General features: G+C 64.4%; 14 protein-coding genes. 3 read left to right on the top strand and 11 right to left on the bottom strand.

All coding sequences use genetic code 11. From position 1 onward, the window contains the following. Positions 1-31 precede the first annotated feature (31 nt). The 10 genes from M5B43_RS21015 to gspG form a co-directional block, all read right to left on the bottom strand. Positions 32-625, bottom strand: coding sequence for a transposase (locus M5B43_RS21015; protein ID WP_248751936.1), 594 nt, complete (start codon positions 623-625; stop codon positions 32-34). Between the two features lie 465 nt (positions 626-1,090). Continuing rightward, entirely contained in the window at positions 1,091-13,699 is a 12,609-nt protein-coding gene (locus M5B43_RS21010) for a filamentous haemagglutinin family protein (RefSeq protein WP_248751914.1), read from the bottom strand. 228 nt (positions 13,700-13,927) lie between these two features. Beyond that, positions 13,928-15,094, bottom strand: coding sequence for a substrate-binding domain-containing protein (locus tag M5B43_RS21005; protein WP_248751913.1), 1,167 nt, complete (start codon positions 15,092-15,094; stop codon positions 13,928-13,930). Positions 15,095-15,427: 333 nt separating this feature from the next. Continuing rightward, positions 15,428-16,639, bottom strand: coding sequence for a type II secretion system inner membrane protein GspF (gspF, locus tag M5B43_RS21000; protein ID WP_248751912.1), 1,212 nt, complete (start codon positions 16,637-16,639; stop codon positions 15,428-15,430). Beyond that, complete coding sequence (gene gspE / locus M5B43_RS20995; RefSeq protein ID WP_248751911.1) at positions 16,639-18,057, bottom strand: type II secretion system ATPase GspE; 1,419 nt, start codon at positions 18,055-18,057, stop codon at positions 16,639-16,641. The genes gspF and gspE overlap by 1 nt, the downstream gene beginning before the upstream one ends. A 55-nt stretch (positions 18,058-18,112) precedes the next feature. After that, on the bottom strand, positions 18,113-20,425 hold the full coding sequence (gspD, locus tag M5B43_RS20990) for a type II secretion system secretin GspD (protein WP_248751910.1): 2,313 nt from the start codon (positions 20,423-20,425) through the stop codon (positions 18,113-18,115). Then, positions 20,422-20,934 (bottom strand): type II secretion system protein GspM, encoded by a 513-nt coding sequence (gene gspM, locus M5B43_RS20985; protein ID WP_248751909.1) that lies wholly within the window; start codon positions 20,932-20,934, stop codon positions 20,422-20,424. The genes gspD and gspM overlap by 4 nt, the downstream gene beginning before the upstream one ends. Beyond that, a complete protein-coding gene (gspL, locus tag M5B43_RS20980; RefSeq protein WP_248751908.1) occupies positions 20,927-21,997 on the bottom strand; it encodes a type II secretion system protein GspL in 1,071 nt (356 codons plus the stop codon). The genes gspM and gspL overlap by 8 nt, the downstream gene beginning before the upstream one ends. Next, on the bottom strand, positions 21,994-22,872 hold the full coding sequence (gspK, locus tag M5B43_RS20975; protein ID WP_248751907.1) for a type II secretion system minor pseudopilin GspK: 879 nt from the start codon (positions 22,870-22,872) through the stop codon (positions 21,994-21,996). Before gspK ends, gspL begins: the two co-directional genes overlap by 4 nt. Before the next feature lie 8 nt (positions 22,873-22,880). After that, positions 22,881-23,330 (bottom strand): type II secretion system major pseudopilin GspG, encoded by a 450-nt coding sequence (gspG, locus tag M5B43_RS20970; protein WP_248751906.1) that lies wholly within the window; start codon positions 23,328-23,330, stop codon positions 22,881-22,883. A gap of 147 nt (positions 23,331-23,477) precedes the next feature. Here gspG and gspI point away from each other — a divergent pair, with 147 nt between their 5' ends. Beyond that, the gene (gene gspI, locus M5B43_RS20965; RefSeq protein ID WP_248751905.1) at positions 23,478-23,843 is read left to right on the top strand and encodes a type II secretion system minor pseudopilin GspI; all 366 of its coding nucleotides are present in this window, start codon (positions 23,478-23,480) and stop codon (positions 23,841-23,843) included. On the opposite strand, the gene M5B43_RS20960 is transcribed toward gspI, so the two are convergent. Beyond that, positions 23,830-24,261 carry a type II secretion system protein N gene (locus M5B43_RS20960; protein WP_248751904.1) on the bottom strand — a complete coding sequence of 144 codons (432 nt, stop codon included), beginning with the start codon at positions 24,259-24,261 and terminating at the stop codon, positions 23,830-23,832. The two genes, gspI and M5B43_RS20960, sit on opposite strands and share 14 nt — an antisense overlap. Before the next feature lie 93 nt (positions 24,262-24,354). Between M5B43_RS20960 and gspH the strand changes: the two genes are divergently transcribed. Beyond that, the gene (gspH, locus tag M5B43_RS20955; RefSeq protein ID WP_248751903.1) at positions 24,355-24,807 is read left to right on the top strand and encodes a type II secretion system minor pseudopilin GspH; all 453 of its coding nucleotides are present in this window, start codon (positions 24,355-24,357) and stop codon (positions 24,805-24,807) included. Beyond that, positions 24,804-25,415 (top strand): prepilin-type N-terminal cleavage/methylation domain-containing protein, encoded by a 612-nt coding sequence (locus M5B43_RS20950; RefSeq protein ID WP_248751902.1) that lies wholly within the window; start codon positions 24,804-24,806, stop codon positions 25,413-25,415. The genes gspH and M5B43_RS20950 overlap by 4 nt, the downstream gene beginning before the upstream one ends. Positions 25,416-25,550 lie beyond the last annotated feature (135 nt).

Genomic DNA, 25,550 nt, shown 5'->3' with positions numbered 1-25,550 from the left:
GCCTTCACCGATTGCACGGCGTTCGGCCTGCTCAATTGCTGATAGTCGACAGATGGCTGTGCCGGGCCAGCCAGGTATGCAGCAAGGCGAAGTTCAAGGAGAACTCCGGCATGTGCAGCAAGGCGCCACAAAACACTTCACCGATGATTTTCTGGATAAGTTGCACCGCACGCGGGTTGTTCAGCAGCGTGGCGATGTCGCGTTGCAGGACCTGGATACCCCAGACTTTCTGGTTCAGGTCCAGGCCCACGAACCAGCGGAACAGCAAGTTGTAATTGAGCTGCTCGTGCAGTTGCTGTTCGCTGGGCACCGAATACAGCAACTGCAGCAGCAGGATGTGCACCACGGTCTGCGGTGCGATCAGCATGCCCGGCTCGGCCTGGAACACATCGCGATGCTGGTCGAGCACGTCGTCGATCTGCGGGCGCAGCAACACCAGCGAATGGCCGGCGGGGATGTAGCTGGAGACTTCCTTCAAGGCGCCCTGCCAATCGTCCTGGGAGACGATCCACACCCACGGCGCCCCGTAGCGGTACACCGAAACCGGCTTCTTGCGCGCGGCTTCGACGATCTTCGACAGGCGCTGATCGAGCTCCTGCATGCCGACTTTCGAGTAACGTTCCATAGTTCCCATGTGCCCCACTCCTGGCGTCCTGCTGACGGCTTTGGAGGGGACTTTTGATCGCCTCCAGCGCGTTACATAGGCAAGACGGGAGTGGGTGCGGGCTACCGAACTTTTGTCATGAAAGCTTCATTTTGGATTGAGTGAGGAGCAATTTGGCGGGGGGATGTGGGAGGGGCTTGCCCTCGATGGACAGAGGTTTCTACACAACTTTTGAAGGCCGTCATATTCCCCTGTGGCGAGCGGGCTTGTCGAATCGTCGCACCGCCCGCGTTGGGGCGTAGCGCCCCCAAAGAAGAACGAATGCGGTGTACCCGATACTCCGCAGAGACAGCTTTTGGGGCTGCTGCGCAGCCCAACGCGGGGCAAGCCCGCTCGCCACAACAAGCCCGCTCGCCACAGGTTGTTCGCAACCCCATAAAAAAGGGGCGATCACCGATCGCCCCAAAGGTACATCGAGAGGTTCTTTTACAAACTGATCTGCTGGCGCTCTTCATCCGTCAACCGCGCTCGCGCCTGGTCACTCAAAGGCCCCGCGCCCAACACCTGCACCGGGCTGTTCGGGTTATACCCGGACGTTTTCTGCTGCGCTTCACGCGGCACCGGCTCGGTGCCAAAACCCAGCACCTCGACCGTCACGATCGACGCCCTGCCCTGCTTCGCCGCTGCCTGCTGGCTGCGCGCCGCATCCTCCGCTGCCTGGGACGCCGCCGCCCCTGCCGCGCTGGCCGAGGTCATCGCGCCGGTGTTCACCGCCGCCGTCACCGGCACCCCGGTCGACTTGCCCTGGGTCTGGATGTTGGCCGCGTTGACCACATGCAAGGCGGCGATGTTGACGTTGCCGGAGACCCGGATGCCCGCTTCGCCCGCGTCGATGGTGCCCGCCGGGGCCAACAGGTCGATGTCACCGGCCGGCACTTCGGCAATCGGGGCCAGGGTGGCAATACCCGCACCTGAACTCGGCACGTTGGGTGACAACGTCACATTGCCCCAGGTGTCATACACCCGCTTGGGCGGGGTGTAGAGCACGGTGGTTTTCGAACCACGGCCGGCGTTGATATCGCCGTTGTTGGACCAGGCCAGAATCGCTCCGCCAAACGTCGTCATGATGCGGCTCTGGCCCAGCAGGATGCTGCCTTGGGAATACAACTGGATGTCTCCCGCACCTTGGGTCAGCACGCCGGCACTGGCCGGTGGCGCGGCGCCTTCAATGCCGAACACCTGCTGCCCGCCCGGGCTGAGCATCTGGATATTGCCGCCAAACAGGGTATGCACGCCGGCACCGCCATACAGGGTGATATCGCCGTCATACACGATCGGGTTGCCCGCCACGTCCTTGCTCGGCAACAGCCCGTCGATAGCCGCGCGGCTGCGCACAAAGCTGCCGGCACGCGGGCCTGCGCTCAGGTTGAATTCACGCCCTCCCTCACGCACTTCGGCGAAGTACACCGAGCGCGCGAAGATGCGCTGTTGCTCAGGGCCCAGGCTGGCGAAATACACCCGGGCCTGGTCGGCGTCGCCACTGAAGGCATAGCGCTCCTTGAGCCATTGCAGCAGTTCGGTTTCGTAGGTTTTCGCCACTTTGCCGGCCTGCCCGGCCAGGGGTACACCTTCGACCGCCTGGTTGGCACGGTCCAGGTAAGGCGTGACGAACTTCAGGTAATCCAGGCCATTGGGCCCTACCCCGGCCTCCAGCACGATGGACGCACCGGGCCGCGAATCCCCCACCGCCACCGGGCCCAGACTGGTGATGGAGGCTTTGTCTTCCATCAACAGATTGCGCCCCGCGCTGACTTCCAGGCTACCGGGGCCAGCAACGTTGAAGCTGCTGTACACAATGTCGCGCCCGGCCGACACCACCGAGACATCTTCAGGACGGTTATGCACGAACAGGTTGCCGCGGCTTTTGCCCGAGTAATCGCCATTATCGGCCGCCAGCGCAGGAAACACCGTGGACGTGCCCAGGTACGTGCCGGAACCGACAATGTCGCGCCCCGCCCGCATCCACACCGGGCCTGCGGACTCATAGCGCACTTGCCCCTGCCGTGCGCCGATGAACGTTATGATCTCACCACTGCGCAGCCCGACGATATCGCCTTGCCGGGCGTAAAACCGGGCCGGCTCTGCCTGGGCGCCCGGGCGCGTCAGATCGGTAGGGCTACGTAAGGCGAACAAGGAGAAGTCGGCCTCTATCGCCTCACTGCCCAGGTTGCCGACGACCCGGCTTAATCCGTTCCTGCCGACAAAGGCCGGTGCAAAAGGCGTCGGCATGGAACCCAGGCTATCACCCGACTGGTTGACCGCGTAGCCATTGGCGTAGATCGAATCCCCGGCCAACATCGTCAGCCGCCCCTGGCTCGACGGCGCGAGTAATAACGAGTAACCCGGGTTGTTGAGCTGCGGGCCACTGCCCAACGCCGACGGGCCGAGATAGACACTGCCATTGGCGGCCACCACGCCCAGCCTGGAAGGGAAAATGAAGCGTCCATCCGAGCTTGAGTAGTTCTGCCCTTGCAGTGCTTCAGTGCTGCCCCCTGCGCGAAGCGACACGCTCTGCACGCTAGGCGTCAAATTGCCTCCTGCGGAGAACATGTCGATAGCAGTCCGCGCGGTCCATAACGAGAACCAGGTGGTGCCATTACCATAGTCTTGCCCGTTGTAATTGAACGCCTGGGTGTTTTCGGTGGCGACACGCCCTGGGTCCCCCGTCCCCCCCAGCACCAAGTCACCTCGAGTCGACAGGTTGGCCGTGGCATCGCCGAGCATCAACGTAATCCCGCCGGTGGCCGTGCCCAGGCTTGCGGTATACGGCGAGTAGGCCCGGGTGTCCTTGGCGTCCTGATCGCCACGCATACCGCCATAGTTCAAGGCAATGCCCCCCAGGCTGCCGGTCCGCAGGTTCAAGGCGCCGCGCAGGTTGGTGAATACACCGTTGAGGCTGAGGGTTTCTGCCTTGACGTCGCTTGACAGCACGCTGGCGGTATTAGGCCGGATCGCACGAGCGTCCAGCCCTGGGTTCAAATCCCCGCCCATACGCACATCCAGGTCACCGCCACCGGTGAGCAGTAATTGACCGTCGACCATCCGCCCGGTGCTACCCACTGCCAACACCAACGCCTGGCTGCGGGGTGCCCGCCCACCGTCGTCGGAGCCACGGCGAGTCTGCATGCCGCCATCGCTGCCCAGGTCCAGGGTCAGGTTGCCGCCACCCAGGGTGCCGATACCGGTGAATCCCACCAGGCGCGGCAGCAGGTTTATCTGTGCAACGTCTTCGAAATACTGGTTGGCACCACTTTCGCCCTTCACATAAGTGCCAAAGTTGACCCACCAACTGGTGGGGATGGGCGTCGTACCCGCCGTGTTGCCCGTACCTTGGCGCCACAGCCAATTACCCAGATTCGCGCTGTTGAGTTGAACGCGACCGTCGTTGGGCATTGTGTTATTGGTGAGCGGCGTCCAGACATCGCCTTTGAGGCTGCCACCCGTGCGCAGCAACACATTGCCGCCCCCATCGGGATACCAGGCGGCGTAGGGGCTGTTTTTGTCCACCAAGGCTTCATAGGCCTTGGCCGCGCTGCCCAGCACCGTCCCATCCGCAGCGGTGGCGCGAGCGCGGTTGAAGTCGTCGCCGGCGCTGCCTGCGCGCGATGCGCTGGAAGCGCCAGCGGTGTAGATGCCAAAGGGTGACTGCATCGTCACATTGCCTGCAGCGATCAGGTCCAGATCTCCGGTACCGGTGCGCAAGACGCTGAAGTGCTGGTTCACTGGCGAGACCAGTTTCACCTTCCCGATGGTCACCTGCTCGGGTATTGCCGGAATCGGTTCGCCCAGGGATATGCACAGTTCCGGGTCACAGGAACTTTCGTCCTGAGGCGATACCGGTTGCCCGGGAACAAAACCGAAGAGCTCCGCAATATCACTCCACACGTATTTGACTCGAACACAGATGTCAGGCTCGTCACATGAGCCCCACCCGGACTCCGGCACCGGCGTCCCCGCCTCGACGCCAAACAGCTCTGCAGCAAAGTCACTCCAGTACCACGCCCCACCCGGCCGAGCCGGTTGAGCCGGGATGATGATCTTGTCGTGGGTCTCGTAGATGCCGTAGTGCGTATCGGCCAGGGTCAGGTCCCCGGCATAGGTCGGCTGGATCGCACGGGTGTCGGCGGCCCGGGTATCGGCACCGGACACCAGGCGCAATGACCACGACTGCGAGCCCTCGGCCAGCATCGGCGCAACGGCCCAGTTCTGTCGCGCGGTGGCGCCGGTCACGGTGCGCAACGGCACCGATACCTGGCCATTGGGCAACTTGACGTCGGTGCCGTAAGGGATCAGCGCCCCCACCTTGAGTGCCAGTTCGCCGGCCAGCAACACACCGTCGGTGGCACTGCCCGCCACGGCCCCACGGCTGGGCAGTGGCACGCCCGCAGGCCAGGTCATGGCACGCAGGGAAGCCGCGCCCGCCAACACCGTACCTGCCTCCAGTTGCGTACCGGCGGCCAGCACCACAGGTTGTTGCAACAAGGTGCCGGCGGCATACAACAGGTTGCCGGTGCCGTCGCGTACCGCCGCGCTCAGCACGGTGTTGGCCGGCAGGGTCAGTGGCGCGGCGAGTGTACCCTGGGTCGGCAGCACGGTGCCTTGGGCCAGCGTGGTGGCCTGGATCGGCAACGGGTAGTTGAGGGTCTTGCCCGTGGGGAACGCACTGCCGTTTGCCAGGACCACGCCGGGGCCGGGTACGATCACATCGGCACCGAACCCTTGCAGACCCGGGGTCAACACCCAGCCATTGTCGTCCGGGGTTGCGGGGGGTGGAGCGAAGCCGTCGTTGATGCTGCCGTAGACATTGATGTTGCCACCGGCACGCACCACCAGGCTGCCCACCTCACCCGAGCCGTACACCGTGGTCTTGGGCGTGTTGGGGTTGACGCTGGCATAACGGTAACCGGAAAGGTCCAGGTCGCCACTGACCACCAAGTCGCCCTGGGTGACGATCTCCACGCCTGGGCGCAAGTGGAAGGCCTCGGTGTAGCGGCTGTTGTTCAAACCCGCGAGCTTGCCCTTCATCAGCCCGGTGTTGTTCAAGGCGCTGTTGATAAAAGCCTCGGCAAGCGCGTGTTTTTGCTTGAGGTAGTTCTGGTCAATCACCTGATACGGACGGCCATCAGCCGAGAGCTCGGTGCCCACTGGCGCATCGGTATAACGGGCCACCGCGTTGACCGCGATGGAGCGCGCGCCCTGAATGTTGACCTGCCCACTCGCGTCGATGGCCACGTCATTGGCATTGAGCCGTGGTGCGTTCAATTCCAGCGTGCCCCGGGCCACGCCGTCGTAGTAGCCCGGACCACTGCCCAGGACCGCAGCAGTACCGTGGCGCAGGTCGATGCGCGCGCCATCGGCCAAGGTCAATTGACCGTCGCCACTGTTGAGTTCCACCATCGCCCGGTTCGGTGCATCGATGATCTTGCCGTAGCTGTCGACCCGCAACGCGGTGCCATGCGCATCCAGCACAGCACTGCCGGCAAGGGTCAGGCCCTGCTGGCCGGCCAGGCGAATACTGCCGACCCGCTCGCCACTGGCGTCGATAGTGCCCAGCACCGTCAGGCTGCCGTTATCCACCGAGACATTGACTTGATTGGCCTTGAGTTCGTCGCCAATCACCAGGTTGCCCTGCTTGAGCTGGAAGCTGCGCGAGCCAAACACCTGGCCCTGGTTCAAGCGCTGGTTCAAGGCGGCGAAATCACCCAGCTGCTGCGCACGGATGTCCACGCCACCGGCCTTGTACGGCACCAAGGTGCCACCGGCATCGTAATAGCCGCTGCTGCCGGCGCGAACCTGCCCTTGCAAGTCGACCTGCCCGGCACCGGCGTCCACCGCCACAGCCTTGAGCAAGCCGCCCTGATTGAATTGCGCAGACAGATCGATCAGCGAGCCTGTCGCCTGACGAATGTTGCCGTGACGGCTTTCCAGGCTGACATCACCGCCCCAGCTGTATTTACTCACATCGCTGATCTGTACTTTGCGACCACTGAGGTCCAGTCGCGAAGCCGCGCCCAGGGTCAGCTCTTCATCGGCGCTGAGGGTAAGTTTGCCGCTCGGCAGCACCACCGAGGTCTCCAACGCCACGCTGCGACCGGACAGCAGCAGCTCGGCGCCCAAGGCGTCGATGGCCGCTGCATTTACTGGCGTCGTGCCGCTGACCGGGGCCTTCACAGTCAACGCGCCACCGACGCTGATGCGGTTGACCGAGCCGGCTTCGCCGGTCAACAACGGCGTGCTGATGTTCAGGTTGCCGCCGCTGTAGGCGAAGCCTTTGCCAGCCTCGTACGCACCCTGGGTCTGATGTACCGTCAGGCTGCCTTTGTGGTTGGCCGTGATACGTTCGCTGGCGTTGAGGTTGACCGTGGCGAAGCCCAGCGTCATGCGGCCATTGTTGGCCAGGCTGTCGGGCTGGGCATCGCGGCCATAACCGAACGCGATGCGCCGGGCCTGCAACTCCAGAGTGCCGCTGCCGGTACCCGCCCCCTTGCTGATCACGGCTGGCGGCGTGCTGGTGGCGCCACCCCATACCAGGGTGCCGGTCTGGATCAGCGCCACATCACTGGCGCTGCCATACCCATAGATCGCAGGCGTGGTCAGCAGCAGTTCATCGAGCAGCGACTTACCCGAACTGTCGAGGGTGCTCAGCGTAGTGCTGCCATAAAAATTCAACGATTGCCCGGCGGTCAGCGCCAGGCTTTGCAGGGCCGGTGCACCGTTGGAAGCATCGCCGCGCAGCAGGCGGTCCAGCACCTGCTGGTTGAGGGTCAGGCCCGACGGCAACACACCACGCGCAGCCGCGTCGGCCAGCACCTCGGCACTGCCAACGTTGATCCCACCCACCGCCAGGGCCAGATGGCGGGTGCCGTAGCGCACGCTGTCACTCAAGGCAAATCGGTTGATGGTGGCAAAGGCAATCGAGCCTTCGGAATAAAGTGACGCGTTGCCGCCGCAGGCACCCAGGCTGCATTGGCCGATGAGGATGCTGCCCGGCCCGCCGAGACCGTCACCGTTTACCGGCGCCAGCATCTGCAAGCGCCCATTGGAGACAGCCAACATACTGCGTGTGCCTGGCTGATAGATAAAGCCATTATCCGAATCATAGGCGGCCTTGCCGCGCCCCAAGGTATTGATTGATGCACCTTGCTCGATTTCAATGGCACCCGAGGACCTGCCCGTCACCAGGAACACCTCCGGCGCCGCCAGGGTCGCGCCCTGGCGCACAACCACCGAGCTCGCCGTGGTAGCTGCCAGGTCGGACCTGACGAAGTTGCCACTTTGGCCATACACCACCGTCAGTTCACCGCCCACCACCAAACGGGCGGCCCCCAAGGCATTCAAGTCGCTGGCGCGCACCGACACCATCGACGCAGCGGGACTGGCTTGGGCAGTATCGCCAAGCACCTCAATGCCGCCGCCGGACAGCAACGCGACAGTGGCACCAAATCCGCCTTCCGAGGGTTTAAAGCGACCCTCACCGTCAAAGCCGAAGCCCAGGCCTCCTTGGCCGTCCACCAGTCGCAACTTCAGGGTTTTGGCGTCGGCTTCAAGCGCCGCGCGTGGCACACCCAGGCGCGCGGCATCAGCGCGAACAAAGTCCGCGTAGGGAGTCTCGTTGTATTGGGAATAACGGCGCAATACCGCCGCCGGGGTGACGATCACCTGGCTCGACAAACTGTCACGGATGCCAGTGCCGGCAATCGACAGGACGCCTTCAGTCGACAAGGAGCCGTTATTCATGCCCGCAGCGCTGCGCAGGGAGCCGCTGGCAAACGGCGCTGCCAAGCCGTTGATCTCCACTCGAAATGCCCCTGGCAACAAGGCGTAAGTGGACGGCAGCAAGGTGTAGGTACCTGCCGGCAGGCCGGGTACGCCGGTGCCGATGTTGATTTGTTGGCCTGCCAGCGGCGCAATCGCCCCCGCTTCACCACCACTGGGCGCCACCCCGGGCTGAGCGCCGGGAACGATCGCATAGACCGGGTTGGTGCCCAGCCCCGGCAAGGTGAAACGCCCATCCGCGCCCATTTGCACCAAGGGGTTGTAGCGCGCATCGGTAGAACCGCCGCGCCCGGAAACAAATGCCGCACCGAGCAGCTCGCCACCACCGGAAAGGTCAAGAATCGCGTCCTGCTGCACATTCAGCGAGCGCCCCGTCAGCGCCACCCCGACCGCCATATTACCTGTGCTACGGGTGCCGCCGACCCCCAGCAACTCCACCTGCGCGCCGTTGTACCGCCAGGTCACACCGTCGACTGTTCCACCATAGGGCAACACCAAGCCGCCAGCGCTGACGGAGGTCAGGCTGCCCGGCAACAGATTGATCACTTTGGTTGAGCGGGTGATGCCGCCGTCCACGCCCAAGCTGAGACTGCCCATGGGCGCGCGCAGCACGCCGCCTTGCTCGATGGTCGAGGCGTTCAGCAACAAGCTACCGAACACTGAGTACGGCAGCGCCGGGGCCGTACTGCCAACCCGGCCGATGCGCAACGTACGCGCTGGGTCAAAGTCACCGCCGGTGTTGCCAGCCGTGACCTCGGCAACGGCCCCGGTAGTCGGGTAAATCTGCGCGGCGATCAGGTTCAGGTCGGCTTGGGTGGTCAGGGCGGTTTTGGTCTTGTCAGCGCTGCGGGCCAGAAAGCGCATGTCCCCCTGGCTGACCAAGTGGGCCTCGTCGAAGGCGCGCCGGTCGATCCCATTGGCCAAGGCTTTGGAGCGTTCGGCATGGGCGCCGAAGTTGACGCTGTCACGCAGGTCCAACACGTTTGCGGCTTCAACCCTCAAGCTGCCAGCTGCAGCCTGTGAGGAAACCCCACCTTGCACCGTCGGGCGTACTGCACTGTCGGTGCCGCTATTGTTGTTGCCCACCCCGGCCAAAAGCACATAGGGTGCAGCCAACACCACCTGGGACTGCCTCGCGGCGTCATCGGTCAAGGCCATGGCCCCTGAGTACAGGTTCAGGCTCTGCCCCAGACGCAGGGACATGTCACCGTCGAAGCTGATCAGGCCGTTGCTCAGCAGTGAGAGGTTGTCGAAACCGCCGGCGTTGACCTGGCTGGCCGTCAACCGACCATGGCCGTAGGTCAGGCCAGCCTTAACCGACTCGGGCGTACTGCCGATCGGTAAAGGCGCGCCTGAATCGGCGGCACTGACGATCAATTCACGCGCCTGGCGTACACGGGCAACGGCGGTATCGAGGTACAACGGCGTTTCCAGGGCCACGTTCAGGCTCCCACCCGCCGCACCGGCGCCGCCGCTGTTGGCTCTAAGCGTGCCGTCCAGATATAGGCCATTGTTGGAAGCCAGGGAGATGTTGCCGCCACGGCTGGCGACCAGCGTGGGACCGCCACCGGAAAGGTCCAGCACGGCCTGGCTGCCGGAGGCGTCCAGGCGTGCGCCTTCGCGCACCACCACAAACAGGTTGGCGGCGCTGGCGATTCCGGTGGCCGGGTCGATCATCCCGCCAATCACGATAGTGCCGCCCTGGCCCACCACGCCGTAGCGTCGACCCAGGCTGTCGACGGCAGTGGCTGCGCGTGCGGCCACATCCAGCATGGCGTGTTCGCCGACCCAGATCGAACGCTCGTGGCCTTTGGCTTCAACGCCATCGGCCACCGTGGGCTGCACACTGACGCCACCCAGAGTGATGTTGCCGCCCCAGGCATTCAACGTGCCGTCCACGGTCAACTGGCCAATGCTGCGCACGCCGATGGACTGGCCCGGATCCACGTTGATCACCGCACCTTGGCCAATACGCGCCTGCACCGCCGCCATCTGCGCGGCAGTGGACAATGTTGTGCCGGCTTGCAGGTTCAGGCTTGCACCTTTGCGTGGCGTCAACTGACCCTTGGTGGGGGTTTCGCGGTATTGCGGTGGGGTCCAGATTTGCAATGCGCTGCGCGGGTCGGCGCCGCTCACCAGGTTTTGCGCGGTGTCATTGAGGCGGTATACCGGCGCGGTGACGTTGACCTGAGTGCCATCGGCAACCAGCAAACCTTCATTGCCGGTGATGTCATAGGCACCAAAGCCCTTGTTGAAGAAGCCACTGTCGAGTTGCAGTGTGCCGGCTTGGGGCGCAGCAGGTTGATCACTGATCAGCACCTTGCCGGCCTGCACACTCAAGCGTCCACCGCCATTGACCCCATACCCGAGCAACTCGCCCTTGAGGGCCAGGTTGCCCCGGCTGTCGGCGCTGTTGGCGTTGGCCGCCAGCGTCAGGTCACCGCCCTTGCCGCCGATCAGTTGGTTCCTGGCATCCAGGGCCGCGCCGGAGGACACATCCACCCGGCTGGCCGCCGCCAGCGTCACATCACCACTGCTGCGCAATGCCACACTGCCGCCGTTAAGGTAAGGCAACCGGCTGCTGTCACCGGCGCTCAGCAGTTGGTTGCTCCATAGGCCGCTGGTGTCCAGGGACACGCCAGTGTTTACCGTCAAGCTGCCGCGCCCGCCAAGGGTCACGTCGGCTTTGCCGGTGGGCGTGATCTGCGCCAATACGTTGCCCAGTTGCAGGCTGCCGGAATGCGCGGTCAGGTTGGCGTTCACCTCGACCTTCGGACCGAACAGGGTTATGTCACCGCCCGGTGCCACTTCCAGCGCGCCGTTGACCAGAATCGAACCGGTGCCGGCGATGTTGATCGAGCCCAGTTTCGTCGCATTCAAGGCATCGTTGTCCAGATACAGCGTGGACGCCCGCTCAGCCGGCAGCACGCTGTTCAAGTCCAACCCGGCCGCGATAGCCTCGGCGCGCGGCCCCAGCACCACGTTTTTCACCGTGCCCACATCTGCGCCCAGGGCGTACTGCAACTGGGCGCTGTCCTTGAGGTAATACGGCACGTAGCTGCCGACCATCAAGGCGGCGCCGCGCGCCACGGCTTTTTGCGATTGCAGATAACCGTCCAGGCCTTTTTGCGCGGCCTGGGTCTGGCGCTCACCCTGGTAGGTGTCGCCGACAATCTGCCCCTCGAGCACGGCGCTGGCGGTACTGACGACCAGGCGCCCGGCATCACGCCCGACGGTATAGCCGGCTTCGCTGCGTTCACGCGGTGCGATCAGCGGGTTGTAGTAATAGTCGGTCACGCCCCAACGCTGGCTGTGGTCTTCGTAACCCTTGTAGATCCCGGTATAGAGCAGATCCCCCGGCGCACTGGACAGTTCGTACAAGCGCCCGTCAGGGCCCTTGAGCCAGGTTTGCTGGATTTTGCCGGCCTGCACGTCGAGGGTGCCGCCCGACAGGTTGATCTGCGAGCCCTGCTGGGTGACGACGTCCTTCCCGCCGAACGTTACCGTGCCGCCCTGGGCCATCCACTCGCCAATGCCATGGTTGCGGGTGCCCAAGTAACCGCCCACCTCCAGCAAACCGCCTGCGGTGTACCAGCGGTCAGTCGCATAGCCGTTGGTGCCGGCCGGCACAAAGATCAGGTCGCGGACATCCACCCACACATCGTTGTTGTTGAGAGCCTTACCGTCACGGTTGACCGCCGCATCGCGCTGCTCGTTGCCCTGAATGTTGACCTTGACGCTGTTGGACTCCATCGCCAACTTGACGCCGATGGCGCCGGACACGTCGATGACCGCGCCATCGCGGACCAAGGTGCGCTGCGCCGCCTTGACGCCGACCTGGCCACCCGTCGCCAGGGTCAGGGAGCCGCTGCGAAAGTCCACGCTGCCGTCGCTGGTGATCTCCAGCAACGATTGGTCGCGGCGGTAGACGTCAGCCGGCACGACGTTGCCAGCCTGGTCAACCGACGGCGTGATCAACCCGGCGCGCTGGCTGTCGAGGGCGTTGCTGCTGTCGAGCAGGATCGCGCTGAGGCTGCCCTCCCCCAGGCTCACGCTGGCGTTGTTGCCCGTGCCCTTCAAGTGCAAGGTGCCCCGTGCGTCCACCGAAGAACTGGTGAGCAACACACCGTTTTGCAACACCTGCTGGCCGGTCAGGGTGATGTCACCGGTGGACGCCTGAATCAGCCCGCTGTTGCTGGCCTTGCCGCTGCCCGTGGCGCTGACTTCATTGCCGCGAGTGGTAGAGGTGACATTGCCGTCGGTGCTGTAGCCCTTCTTGATCACAAAGCTATCGCCCGCCGCCAGGGTGGTCTGGCCCCGCACGGTGGAAATACTCCCGGCGTTATGCACCTCTTTGCCGAGCAGCAGCACATAGCCGCCCCCTGCGGTCGAGGTGGCAGGCACCTGGGTCTGGATCTGCGCGCCGCGCTCGACCGTCACATGGCCGGCCGCCTGGGTAAAACTGGGCGCGGTATTGCTTGAGCTGTACAGGCCCCTGGCGGTGAATTGCTCATCGCTGAACCCCGTGGCCGCCGCCACCAGATTGCGCACGTTGACCTGGCTGCTGCCGCTGAACACCACACCGTTGCCGTTGACGATCATCACCGTGCCGTCAGCCTTGATCGCCCCCTGGATCTGGCTCGGCGCAGTGCTGTTGTTGATCTTGTTGAGCAGCGCCCAATCGCTGTTCTGCTGGAACTGCACAGTGGTGTCGCGGCCCACGTTGAAGGTTTGCCAATTGAGGATCGCCTTGTCGGCGGTTTGCTTGATCGACACCAGTGTCTTGCCGTTGGCATCGGTCTGTACCGGCCCTTCGGCGTTGACGAACAGCGGTTTGCCGTCAGCACCGATCACCACATTCAGGCCATTGCCGCCCAGGCCGTTGTGGACGCTCTGCGGACCCGCACTGGCGTTGCTTCTGGCTGCCGCCTGCACCGCCTGTTGCGCGGCAATCGCGGCGACGCTGGTATTGAGATTCTGCAAGGAGCGCTGCAACTGCTCGTTGCCCCGCTGCTGCTGGGACAACGGCGGCGGCGTGCCCGGCAGCACCACCCCCGGACGTGCGCCGCCGGCCGCCTGCGCCGCGCCCTTGGCGGCAAACCAGCCCGAACTGAACGCCTGGGGCTGCGCCGCCTGCGCGCCACCGGCAAACACCAGCAGCGCAATCACCTGGGCCAGGGGTTTGAGGAGTAACACTTGACCCGCGGTGGCAGGTACCTTGGCGGCACGGGTAGCAGGCAGCTTCAGTCGGGAACGCATCACTTACAGGTCCTTTTGACGGGGCAGGCGAACGACGGACGCGCGAACACAGCGCGGCCACGTGTCGGGGTTATTGCTTAAGGCGGTTGCCGAGGGATGCGACCGAACTGTTGTCACACAATGTTCATGCAGTGCGGTTCAACTGGCGGGTCGCGCCGGAAAACGACAAAACCGGCAATGACGCGAAGTCATTGCCGGTCGTGGGGCTAACCCTGTCGAGACGGGGTGTTACAGCGGACGGCCGATACCGTTGCAGGTGTTGGTGTCGCCCAGGCGCAAGGCGCTGGTGGTGGCGTAGAAGTTGTCGTAGACAGCTTTCTGCCAGGTGGCGGACAACGGAATGAACGAGTGGCTGCTGACAGCCGCGTTGTTCACGCCGGTGTAGTGACGGTTCAGAAAGGCACGGATACGCGCGGTGTCAGTCGTGTCTTTGTAGCACTGGCTGAAGACCAGGTTGGTGTAGCCCACGATCGGGTAGCCTGCGGTCGGCTTGGCGAAGATGGGAACCCACTTCAACGGATCCTTGGCATCGTTGCTGCCCAAGGCAGGTGGCGCAACGGTATCGAGGGTGACTTGTACGTTGACTTCGGTCGGCAGCGCGCCGTTGATCGAAGCCACCGCAGAGGCATCGTTGAACTGTGCGTAATCCGGGCTGACGTAGCCGATGGCACCGTTGTTGTCGACGTCGGCAACAGCGGCGGCAACACCCTGGCTGCCAACCACGCCGATATAGTGAGTACCGACGGGTGGGTTGACGGCTGGGTTGAACCCGACAGCCGTCGCGAAACTATTGCTGGCAGCCGGCAACAACGTACCGCTTACCGCCTTGAGGTGGGTGGTCAGAATTTCTGTAGTGCCGCTGGTTTCGGTGCGGTACACCACTTTGATTGGCAGGTTCGGGCCGGCAACGCCGTCGAACAGCACTTCATTCCAGTTTTTGGTCACGCCGGCGAAGATGTTGGCCAGTTGAACGCTGGTGAGTTTAAGCGAGGTTTTGCCGTTGATGTGATAAGGCACAGTCACCGAGGTGGCAGCAGCCGGGACTTGGATCAGCGGGCCGTAGGCGGAGAGGCCATTGACGGCGTCATTGTTGTAAGCCAGCAGCTCTGCACTGCTGACGACCGAGTCGCTGCCCGCATAGTCAACGGTGATGCCGGCGGCCAATTTCAGCTTGGTTGAATCGTTACCGAAAAATGCCTTTTTGCCGTCGCCGCTACCAACGCCGATGTAGGCGTTAAAACCTGGAATGGAGGAAGCGAGGATGCCGGTACCGGTCGTGGTGCCGTAGAGTTTTTCCGGCAGGGTGGCACCGCCACCGACCACCGCGGCCATGGATTGGGCCGAAGCCAGGGCTGCAACCACCAAAGAGGCGGCGATCATAGTGCGCTTAAACATGAAGAATCTCCTTTCGTCGTGTTCGTACGTTTTGGGGTAGAGGGCTCTTGCATGACGCTATGGCTTCGGTCCCAAGCCGTGTTCCGGGGGTGGCGAAGGGTGAGGCCATGGGTAGGCAATCTCGCAGCATCCGATGACAGCAAAAGGAAAAAACCTCGGGAGAAAGCGCTTGATTTTGCGAAAGATTCTCGGGTGTTTCGGTCATGGTTTTGAGCGGTTTTGGCCCAGGTGACAGCGAGGTTTCAGCGGGGAATTTCGCCACTGGGCTGCAGGCCGCGCAGGCGGCTTCGACGGGGTGGGAAAATGACAGAACGAGGAACCCGAGAACGCCCCCTAGGTGACCAGCTGATTTATTTCAATGATCGGCAACAGCACCGCCATCACAATCACCAGCACCACCGCGCCCATCACCACGATCATCAGCGGCTCCAGCAGCGCCGTCATGCCCATGGCGCGACGTTCGATATCCCGCGACAAGGTCTGCGCCGCGCGTTCGAGCATCGGCGGCAGCGAACCGGTTTTTTCGCCGCTGGCGATCAAGTGGATCAACACCGGCGGGAAGACTTTTTCCACCGCCAGCGCCGGGGCCAGGTTGACGCCTTCGCGCACCTTGGCCGTTGCGTCGTTCACGCACTGGCTCAGGCGATCGTTGGATAAGGTCTGGCGCGCCGCTTCCAGGGCACGCAGCAGCGGCACCCCGGCCCCGCCGAGGATCGCCAAGGTAGAGGCGAACCGCGCGGTGTTCAGGCCCAGCACAAAGCGCCCGATCAGCGGCAAGCGCAACACCCGGCTGTGCCAGTTCAGGCGCGCCACGGGGTTGCGCAAGTACAGGCGCCAGCCCCAGAAACCGCCCACGATCCCGGCAAAACACAACCAGCCCCAGGCGCGGATAAAGTCGCTGGCATTGAGCATGGCCAAGGTCAGCCCCGGCAGGTCCTGGCGCGCCTGGGAAAACGCGCTGACCACCTGGGGCACCACGTAGCTCAACAGGAAAATCACGATGCCGATGGACACCAGGCCGACCACGCCGGGGTAGATGAACGCGGTCATGATCTTGCCGCGCAGGTTGTTGCGTTCCTCGATGTAGTCGGCCAGGCGCTCCATCACCTGGGCCAGGTCACCGGACTCCTCGCCTGCCGCGATCAACGCGCGGTAGATCGATGGAAAATCCCGTGGCCGCGCGGCCAGTGCGTCCGCCAGGCGCATGCCCCCGCGCACATCGGCACGCACGGCGCTCAGGGTCTGGGCGATGTGCTTTTTCTCGGCCTGTTCCACTGTCGCGCTCAGCGCCGCTTCCAACGGCAGGCTGGCCCCCAACAGGCTCGCCAGTTGACGTGTGGCCCAGGCCAAGTCGTTGTCCGACAGTTTGGCGCTGAACACGCTGCCGCCCGCCGCCGTTGGCTGATCCCCTTCGATTTGCACTCGCAACGCCGTCAACCCACGGCCGCGCAAGTGGGCAAACGCAGCGCTCTGGCTGTCAGCCTCCACATGCCCGGCCTCGACTTTGCCGCTGGCGTCGGCGGCTTCATAGCGATAGCGGTTCATCAGGCGTCCCGTGTCACACGCAGGATTTCTTCGGGGGCGGTGGCGCCGCTGCGGACCCAGCGCTCACCGTCTTCACGCATACTGAACATCCCGGCTCGGCGCGCGGCCAAGCGCAGATCCTGCTCCCCGGCCCCCTGGTGGATCAGGCTGCGCACGTCGTCATCGACACAGAACAATTCATGGATACCGGTACGCCCGCTGTAGCCGATCTGGTTGCACTGCGCACACCCCACCGGGCGCCAGGTACCGGGCGCGGCCGGATCTTGCTGCTTGCAATGGGGGCACAGGCGCCGCACCAGACGTTGGGCCAGAACGCCCAACAGGGACGACGCCAACAGGAACGGCTCCACGCCCATGTCGACCAAGCGGTTGACCGCCGACACCGCGTCATTGGTGTGCAAGGTGGCGAGCACCAAGTGGCCGGTGAGCGAGGCTTGCACGGCGATTTGCGCGGTCTCCAGGTCGCGGATTTCACCGATCATGATGATGTCCGGGTCCTGGCGCAGAATCGCGCGCAAGGCCAAGCCGAAGGTCATGTCGATCTTGGCGTTGACCTGGATCTGGCTGATGCCCGGCAGGTCGTATTCCACCGGGTCTTCCACGGTGAGGATATTGCTGGTGCTCGCATCCAGCCGCGCCAGCGCGGCGTACAGGCTGGTGGTCTTGCCGCTGCCCGTCGGGCCCGTGACCAATACGATGCCGTGGGGCTGGCGAATCAGCGTGTCGAGGCGCGCCAGCAGTTGCGGCTCCATGCCTAAGGTTTCCAACTGCAAACGCCCGGCCTGCTTGTCGAGCAAGCGCATCACCACGCGCTCGCCATGCCCGGTGGGCACTGTCGACACCCGAATATCAATCGGCCGCCCGGCCACGCGCAGGGCAATGCGGCCATCCTGGGGCAAGCGTTTTTCGGCGATGTCGAGCTGGGCCATGATCTTGATCCGCGACACCAGCGCACCATGCAGTGCCTTGCGCGGCGAGACCACATCACGCAGGGTGCCGTCGACGCGGTAGCGCACCACGGAATGGGTTTCGTAGGGTTCGATATGGATATCGCTGGCCTCATCCCGCGCGGCCTGGGTGAGCAAGGCGTTGATCATGCGAATCACCGGGGCACCGTCCTGGGTGTCGAGCAGGTCGGTGATCTCGGGCATGTCTTGCATCAGGCGGTCCAGGTCCACCTCGTTTTCAGCGGCGCCGACCACGGCGGCGGCACTGCCGGTGTCGGCATAGGCACTGGTGAGCAGGCCGTCGAGCTCGTCGTCGCGCACGTGTTCAATGGGGCTCTGGCCGAACTGGCGCTGTACCTCGCTGATCGACCAGCCGGGGGTTGAAGGGCACACCGTCAACAACAGGCCCTCCTCGCCGGGACGCAGGAGGATGCGCTGGGATTTGGCCCAGACGTAGGGAAGCAAACTCATACACCCCCCTGCCGGCTACACACGGTTTGATCTCCATCGTTCAGGCTGAGTGTGCTCACGGCCGCACCTGCGAAACCGGCACCGCTCGAATCACCGCCCGCGGCCCCTGCCCGCTCTCAGGAATCGCCTTCTCCACCGAAGGCAACTGCGGCGCCTGCATATCCGGCATCGCCCAACTGTGTTCCGGCTGCAACCCACCCTGGGCCCGGCGCATGAACTCATAGCGATTGAGGGTAATACTGCGCCCCGCCCCACTGTCGCGAATGATGTAGGGCCGCAAAAACACCATCAGGTTGGTTTTGGTCACGCTGCGCTTCTCGCTGCGAAACAACGCCCCCAACCCTGGAATATCCGCCAGCCACGGCACCCCGTCATTGCTCTGGCTATAGCCGTCTTGCAGCAACCCACCCAGCACCATGATCTGCCCGTCATCCAGCAGAATGCTGGTATCGATTGCACGCTTTTTTGTCACTGTCCCGGCGTCCACCGAGGCTCGCTCGTCAACGCTGCTGACCTCCTGGTAAATATCCAGCTTCACCGTGCCGCCCTCGGAGATCTGCGGGCGCACGTTGAGCTTGAGCCCGACTTCTTCACGCTGCACGGTCTGGAACGGGTTGTTGCTGGTGCCGCCCCCTCCGGTCACATAGCTGCCGGTGACGAACGGAATGGTCTGCCCGACAAAAATGCTCGCGGATTCGTTGTCCAGGGTCAGCAGGTTAGGCGTGGACAACACATTGCTGCCGCCCTTGCTCTTCAAGGCGCGTGCCAGCACCTTGAGGTCGAGCACCTTGCCGATGCCCGGGATATCCACCGAGCCATTGACCAAGCCAATATTCAGGCCCTTGGGCAACACGTCGATGCTGGTCTTGGCGCCCGGCGTGCCATTGAGCCCGCTGCCGCCCAGGTTGACGCCACCAAAACCGCCCTTGCCACCGAGGTTGCCGGCCTGCCACTGCACGCCGAACTCACTGGCGTCATCTTCACCGACTTCGACGATCAGGCTTTCGATCACCACTTGGGCGCGACGCTGGTCGAGCATGTCGATGACTTCGCGCAGGTTGCGGTACAGCGGGTCGGGCGCAGAGATCAGCAAGGTGTTGGTGGTGGCGTCGGCCTGGATCGTCACCCCGCCGGCACTGAACGCGGTGCTCTGATCGCCGGCGGTGCTGCCGGGGGTTGGCTTGTCCTGGCTGTAGCTCGGTTGCATGCCGCTGCCGGTGGGCGTGCCACTGCTGTTTTGCGCTGCGCTGCCCGACGTGCTCTGGGGAGTGGCACCCATCGAACTGAGCTTGCCACGGGCTTCGTCGCTGCCGCCAGACTCGCTCTCGCCGGTCAGCAAGCCGCGCAGGGACTGGGCCAACTTGCCCGCCTGGGCATTGCGCAGGTACACCACGTGCATATTGCTGGGGTTACTCTGGGCGTTGTCGAGCTTGTAGATCAGGTTGCGCGCCAGCTCCGTACGCTCGGGGCTACCGGAACGAATAATGATCGAGTTGGAGCGCGGGTCGCCCACCACGTTGATCTTCTGGGTCTGGTCGGCGCCTTGGGTGTCCAGCAGTTCGGCGACCATCGCGGCGATGTCGACGGCGATCCCGTTTTGCACCTTCACCACGTCGGTGTCGATGGCGCTGGGGGTGTCGATGCCGTTGATGATCTGCGCCACCCGCGCGAGGTTTTCGGCGTAGTCGGTGATGACGATACTGTTGTTGCCAGGGTAGGCATTGATCGGGTTGTTCGGCGACACGATGGGGCGCAGCACCGGGATCAGGTTCACCGCGTTTTCGTATTGCAACCGGAAGGTACGGGTTTGCATGCCGCTGCTGCCCGCACTGTAGATCGGCCCGCCGAGCAGCTTGGCATCGGCTTCCGGGACCACCTGGGCCACGCCGCCCACGTCGACCACGCTGAAGCCTTGCATGCGCAACGCCGCCAGTAGCATGTCGTAGGCTTGGTGCGCCGGTACCTGGCCTTCGCTGACCAGGGTCAAGTTGCCCTTCACTCGCGGGTCGACCAGAAACTGCTGGCCGGTGGCGCGGGACAAGGCGCGCACAACCGCCTGGATATCGGCGTCCACAAAGTTCAGTTGCACCGGCTGGTCGCCCAGCGGGTTGCGGGCCTTGACCACGGCCGGGGCATGGCCGCGGGCGCTGTTGGTCACCGGGTGTTGCACACGAGGCGCCGGCGCAGGTTCACGCTGGCGGTCCAGCGCGCTATCGCCACTGCGGCGGGTGTCGGCCAGGGGCTGGCCGAGTTCACTGTCCACCAGCAACGGCTTGGTTGATGGGGTGTGACTGCACGCGCTCAGGGCCAGCAACAGCAGCGGCGCAACCTTGCGAAACGGCGCGGAATGGGAGACTGACCACTTCATGAAGCTTCCTTAGCGCCAAGCGCCTGATCCATGCGAACGGTCCCGGACACAGTGCCGGCCGAGTTGTCGACAGCATCGCCAGCGCGTTGCAAGTGCGCCTCGGACACCTCCAGGGAAAATGAACGGGGATTGCCCAGCAGCCAGTCCACCACCGCATCGGCCGGTGCGCTGTCGAAGGTCAGGCGCCAACCGCCTGGGGCCAGCGCCTGCAACTGGTAATGACCGTGCAGGCCCGCACCGTCCAGGGCCTGACGCAGCGCAGTTTCGTCGGCCGGGCGCGGGGCTGCGCCCCCTTGCAACAGCACCTGCAAAGCTTCGGCCTGGGCCCGCAACTTGGGGGTTTCGGCCTGCCAGTAATCGATCTTCTTCAACGCCGGCTGCACCAGCACCAGCCACGTCAGCAGGCTCGCCAAGACCAGCCCGGCACCGCTCAGCAGGCGTTGTTCGCGCACGGCCAGGCCGCGCCAGAACACCTGGGCCTGGCTGCGTAAACGCTGGACTTTATTCATCAATGGCCTCCGACTCGGCGGCGGCCTGCGCCGGGCCGATGCTCCAGCCCTGGTCATCGTGCGTGGCGGCAAAACCCGCCTGGGCCAACGCTGCCTGCCAATCGCCCTCGGCCACCGGGCTGCGGCTGTCGGTGAGCAACACCAGGTGCAAACGGCCCTGCTCAAACGTCAGGCGGTCGACACTGCCCACCATAAAGGGCAGGCTGCTGCCCACCTGTTGCAGCAGGCTGGTGAAGCGTTGCCCAGGGTCAGTGGCGGCATCGTTCTGCCGGGCCGCCAATTGCTGACGGGCCTGCTGCAAAGGGTTGAGCACCACCGGCAGTTCAGGAAAGGCCTGGCGCACCTGCTGGCTCATCAACGCCTTGAGCCGCTGCCCTTCGTCCACCTGGCGGGCGGCGTACAGGTTGAGGCCGAGGGTCCAGATCGCGGTCGCCAGGGCAACACCGGCCAACGCCCTGCCCCACCCGCCACTGGCCCGTTGGCTGAGATGGCCATGCAAGCCCCAGGCGGGCACGGCGCCGCTCCAGCGTTGCGGCGCGGCCACCAACGGCACATCGAGCGCCTGCAGCCCCAATGGATGCACGGCCCCTTGTTGCAGGCTGTCGCGCGTCAGCAAGTACCCTTCGTCCAACGCCGCAGCGCCCACCGGCAAGGCATAAGGCGCCGGGTAAAGGCCGCGCAACTTGAGCTGTTGCTGCGCCAGGACCTGCCCCAACCGTTCCAGCCCGGCCGTGGGTATCCAGGCCACCTGCACGCGCCCGCAGCTTTCGCGCGGGCCATGGGCCACTTGCATCTGCTCCACGGGGCCGAGGATCAGCGCCTGCGCCGCACAGGCCACGGCGGCAGCGGTTTTTGCGGCGGGTAACGGGGGCAGTTCCAGGCTGGTCAGCAGGCTGTCGCGGGGGTGCAAAAAGCAATCCAGCGCCTGGCGGGTCTTGCCCAACCGGGCCAGGCTCTCACACCCTTGGGACACCACCACACCACCTTCCAGCCAGGCTACATGCACCGGGCTGTCGGCGTTCAACTGATCCAGCGGCGGCAAGCCGATGCGCAAGCGTTTCATGCCCCCACCCGCGACCAGATCACGCGCGGCTGGCGGTCTTCGGGCCGATGCAACAGCGCCGAGATCGTCACCCGACGCCGCTCGTACCGCGCCTGGCCTTGCAGGCGGAACCACTCACTGGTGATGCCCACCTGCACCGAGTCCACCGCCAACTGGGGCATGCGCAGCCGGTTGACGAAATCCCCACGGTTGATAAACCAGTGCCCGCCATCCCGCTCGCTCACCAGGGCCTGGGCCTGGGCCAGGCTGAGTTGCGGCACCACCGCGCTGAGCACTTCGGCGCGTGCGGTATTGCCATTGACCCAGGTGTTGCCGGGCAACACGCTGATGTAGGCCTGCATGCGCTGCAACACCACCGGGTCGAGCCCCTCGATCGCGCTCAAGTCATCCAGGCTGCGCAGCATCGGGTATTTAGCCGGCCTTTCAGGTTGGTCATAGGAGGCAATCACCCGCTGGCTGATGCGCCGGCTCACCGCCGGGTCGACCCCAATCAGGCGGCACAGGCGTTCAAAACTCTGTAGCTGCTGGTCATCCAGTTGCTGACGGTTGACGAGGTTGCGCAGGTTGAATTTGCCTTGCTCGTCCTCAATCCGCCCTTCGAATGCCCCGCCCTGAGCACGCGCCCAAGGCTGATCGAGGCGCGTCAGCACGTCCTTTTGGCGTGCCTCCCACAGCAACTGCCGGCTGCGCGCCAACCCACCCTCCACCCGCCATTGCCCCTGGATACGCGCTTGCTCCGCCTCCAGGCTACGGGTGAACACGGTCTGGCGCGTGAGCATGGCCCCGGCGATCACCGCCACCACCGCAGCGATCAGCAACGCACTGATAATCGCCATGCCGCGCTGCTTCGCCGCTGCGGGCGAATACCGTTTCATGACGCGCCTTACAACTGCCAGGAGCCGATGTCGGCATTCACGCCGTCGCCATCCGGTTGGCCGTCGGCGCCCAGGGAGAACACATCCACCTCTCCATTGGCGCCCGGGTTGAGGTAATGGTAAGGGTTGCCCCACGGGTCATTGGGCAAGCGCTCCAGGTAGGCGCGCCAATTGCTGTTCTTCGCATCGGCCGGGCGCTCGACCAGCACTTTGAGCCCCTGGTTCATGCTGGGGTAGGTGCCGTGGTCGAGGCGATAGAGTTTCAGCGCCTGCATCAGCCCGGCAATGTCCTGCTTGGCCGCCGTGGCCCGCGCCTGGTCCGGGCGGTCGAGCACTTTGGGTACCACCATCGCGGCCAGGATCCCGAGGATGACCACCACGACCATGATCTCGATCAGGGTGAAGCCACGTTGGCGGCGAGGGCCGGACACTGGGGACGTTAGGGGCGCGATATCCATCTCGACATTCCTTGGCTGGGTGCATTTCGTGGCGCAGTGTTGCAAGAACACATGTCAGTCGTATTGAAAATCCTCGGGAGGTTTCGTCGCCATTCGGTCAACTGCCGACGCTAGTCTGCGGGCCTGTGCCCAGGCTTTGAGAACGCCATGTACCGCCGTCGCAAGGAGCAAGGTTTTACCCTGATCGAAGTGCTGGTGGCGCTGGCGATCATCGCCGTGGCCATGGCCGCCGCCGTGCGCGTGGCCGGGTTGATGACCCAGAGCAATGGCCTGCTGCGCGACAAAGCCATGGCGCTGCTGGCGGCGCAAAGCCGCCTGGCCGAGTTGCGCCTGGACGGGCATCCGAGCAGCGGTAAAAAGACCTTCGATTGCGACCAGGGCCGGCTGAAACTGCGCTGCGAGCAGACCATCAACGCCCAGGGCCGGCTGTTTCAGGTCTACGTGCAGGTACTCGACGCCAGCCACGAAGCCCCGCCCCTGGCGCGCCTGGAAACCCAGGTCATGGCCGAGTGAGCAGCGGCAACGGCGGCGCGTCCGGCAACGTGTCGAGGAGCACCCGCTGCTTCTCGCCGGCGCGCTCGATCTCCACACCCTCGCCCCCGATAGCCGTCAAGCGCACACCTGGGCCGAGACGCTCGCCGAGCAAAAAGCTGCGTGGCGGGCCGTCATTGAGGCTGAGGATCGCCACCGCCCCCCGCGCCCCGGCCAGCACGCCCGAGACTTTGACCTGCAGGTTTGTCGGCGTATTGGCAAACCACTGCAACGCCGGGCTGTCACTGCGCGCCGCCAACGCCTGGGGTGTCGCTTGGGGCGTGTGGGACTCGGCAGACGTGAGCAACAGCGGCGTCCAGACCGCAACGCCGGCCAATGCCGCCAGCAAGGCCACGAGCTGCACGCCATGGGCGGGTGAAAAACGATGGGCGAATGCCATGGGCAGGACCTCCTGTTTGTCCGTCTGGCCAGCCTACAGCCCCATTCATACGTTTTTATTTCACCCCCTCACCCACGCTCAAGGGGCCACTCGATGAAACAGCACGGTTTCACCCTGATCGAGTTGATGGTGGTGCTGGTGATCATCGGCATCGCCAGCGCCGCCATCAGCCTGACCATCAAGCCCGACCCGCTGCACCTGTTGCGCAAAGACGCCGAGCGCCTGAGCCAACTGCTGCAGGTGGCCCAGGCCGAAGCCCACGCCGACGGTCGCCCCATCACCCTGCGCACCGACGCCAAGGGCTTTCGTTTCAACCGGCGCAGCGAAGACGGCCTGGGTATCGACGCATTCAAAGGCGACAGCCAACTGCGTCCACGCCTGTGGGAGAGCACACCGATGCAGGTGTTGATCGAGCCCAGGCAAGTGCTGGTACTCAATGCCGAGTGGATCAACCCGCCCCTGCGCGTGGTGCTCTCCGACGGCCAGCACCGCCTCAGCCTGCAGCGCGACACTGCCGGCCTGATGCGCGTGGTGAGCCCGCCATGAAGCCATCTCAGCAAGGCTTCACCCTGATCGAAGTGATGGTGGCGATCATGCTGATGGCGATCGTCAGCCTCATTGCCTGGCGCGGCCTCGACAGCGTGACCCGCGCCGACCAGCACCTGCAGGCCAGCACTGAACAGACCGAAGCACTGCTACGGGTGTTGAACCAGCTGCAGCGCGACATCAGCCTGCGCGCCAGCGTCGAACTGAACGCGCCCACCGCCGCCCAAGACGATGCCGCCAACGTTGAAGGGCTGGCCGCCGTGACCGTGCGCAGTTCCGACAGCAAAGGGTTCCGGCTGGACATCATCCGCAGCGCCCCGGAGGCCGGGGATGGGCTGCTACGAGTGCGCTGGTGGCTCAAGGGCGACAACCTCTACCGCGCCGCCGCCCCCGCACGTGACCGGTTCCCGTTGCCGGCCCCCAAGGACGGCGTAGTGGTATTGAGCGGGGTAAGTGACCTGCAAGTACGCGTGTGGGAAACGGACAAAGGCTGGCGACAGTTGAGCGGCAACCGCCAGGAAGAACCGCTGGGGTTGGAATTCATCCTGGTGCGGCAGACGCCGCAAGGGGTGGAACGGTATCGGCAGGTGGTGGGGCCGTTGCGCTAGACGATCCAAGCACCACGCCCTCTGGGAGCGCCTTGTGGAAGCGCCGCCCCAATAAGGTGGCATCCATCGGGTGGGCCGAGGCGGTTTGTACCTTGTGTTTGGAACTCACTGAGCCTTCGGGGCCTAGGGTCAATC

It is taken from the genome of Pseudomonas sp. MWU15-20650 (genome assembly GCF_023242475.1).
Taxonomy (GTDB): Bacteria; Pseudomonadota; Gammaproteobacteria; order Pseudomonadales; family Pseudomonadaceae; genus Aquipseudomonas.
This window is presented reverse-complemented; position numbering and strand designations above follow the sequence as displayed.

Excerpts from the sequence above, each read along its gene's own strand:
- M5B43_RS21015 (WP_248751936.1), bottom strand. The coding sequence starts at position 625 with ATGGAACGTTACTCGAAAGTCGGCATGCAGGAGCTCGATCAGCGCCTG.
- gspF (WP_248751912.1), bottom strand. The coding sequence starts at position 16,639 with ATGAACCGCTATCGCTATGAAGCCGCCGACGCCAGCGGCAAAGTCGAG.
- M5B43_RS21010 (WP_248751914.1), bottom strand. The coding sequence starts at position 13,699 with ATGCGTTCCCGACTGAAGCTGCCTGCTACCCGTGCCGCCAAGGTACCT.
- M5B43_RS21005 (WP_248751913.1), bottom strand. The coding sequence starts at position 15,094 with ATGTTTAAGCGCACTATGATCGCCGCCTCTTTGGTGGTTGCAGCCCTG.
- gspK (WP_248751907.1), bottom strand. The coding sequence starts at position 22,872 with ATGAAACGGTATTCGCCCGCAGCGGCGAAGCAGCGCGGCATGGCGATT.
- gspE (WP_248751911.1), bottom strand. The coding sequence starts at position 18,057 with ATGAGTTTGCTTCCCTACGTCTGGGCCAAATCCCAGCGCATCCTCCTG.
- gspL (WP_248751908.1), bottom strand. The coding sequence starts at position 21,997 with ATGAAACGCTTGCGCATCGGCTTGCCGCCGCTGGATCAGTTGAACGCC.
- gspM (WP_248751909.1), bottom strand. The coding sequence starts at position 20,934 with ATGAATAAAGTCCAGCGTTTACGCAGCCAGGCCCAGGTGTTCTGGCGC.
- gspI (WP_248751905.1), top strand. The coding sequence starts at position 23,478 with ATGTACCGCCGTCGCAAGGAGCAAGGTTTTACCCTGATCGAAGTGCTG.
- gspD (WP_248751910.1), bottom strand. The coding sequence starts at position 20,425 with ATGAAGTGGTCAGTCTCCCATTCCGCGCCGTTTCGCAAGGTTGCGCCG.
- gspG (WP_248751906.1), bottom strand. The coding sequence starts at position 23,330 with ATGGATATCGCGCCCCTAACGTCCCCAGTGTCCGGCCCTCGCCGCCAA.
- M5B43_RS20960 (WP_248751904.1), bottom strand. The coding sequence starts at position 24,261 with ATGGCATTCGCCCATCGTTTTTCACCCGCCCATGGCGTGCAGCTCGTG.
- gspH (WP_248751903.1), top strand. The coding sequence starts at position 24,355 with ATGAAACAGCACGGTTTCACCCTGATCGAGTTGATGGTGGTGCTGGTG.
- M5B43_RS20950 (WP_248751902.1), top strand. The coding sequence starts at position 24,804 with ATGAAGCCATCTCAGCAAGGCTTCACCCTGATCGAAGTGATGGTGGCG.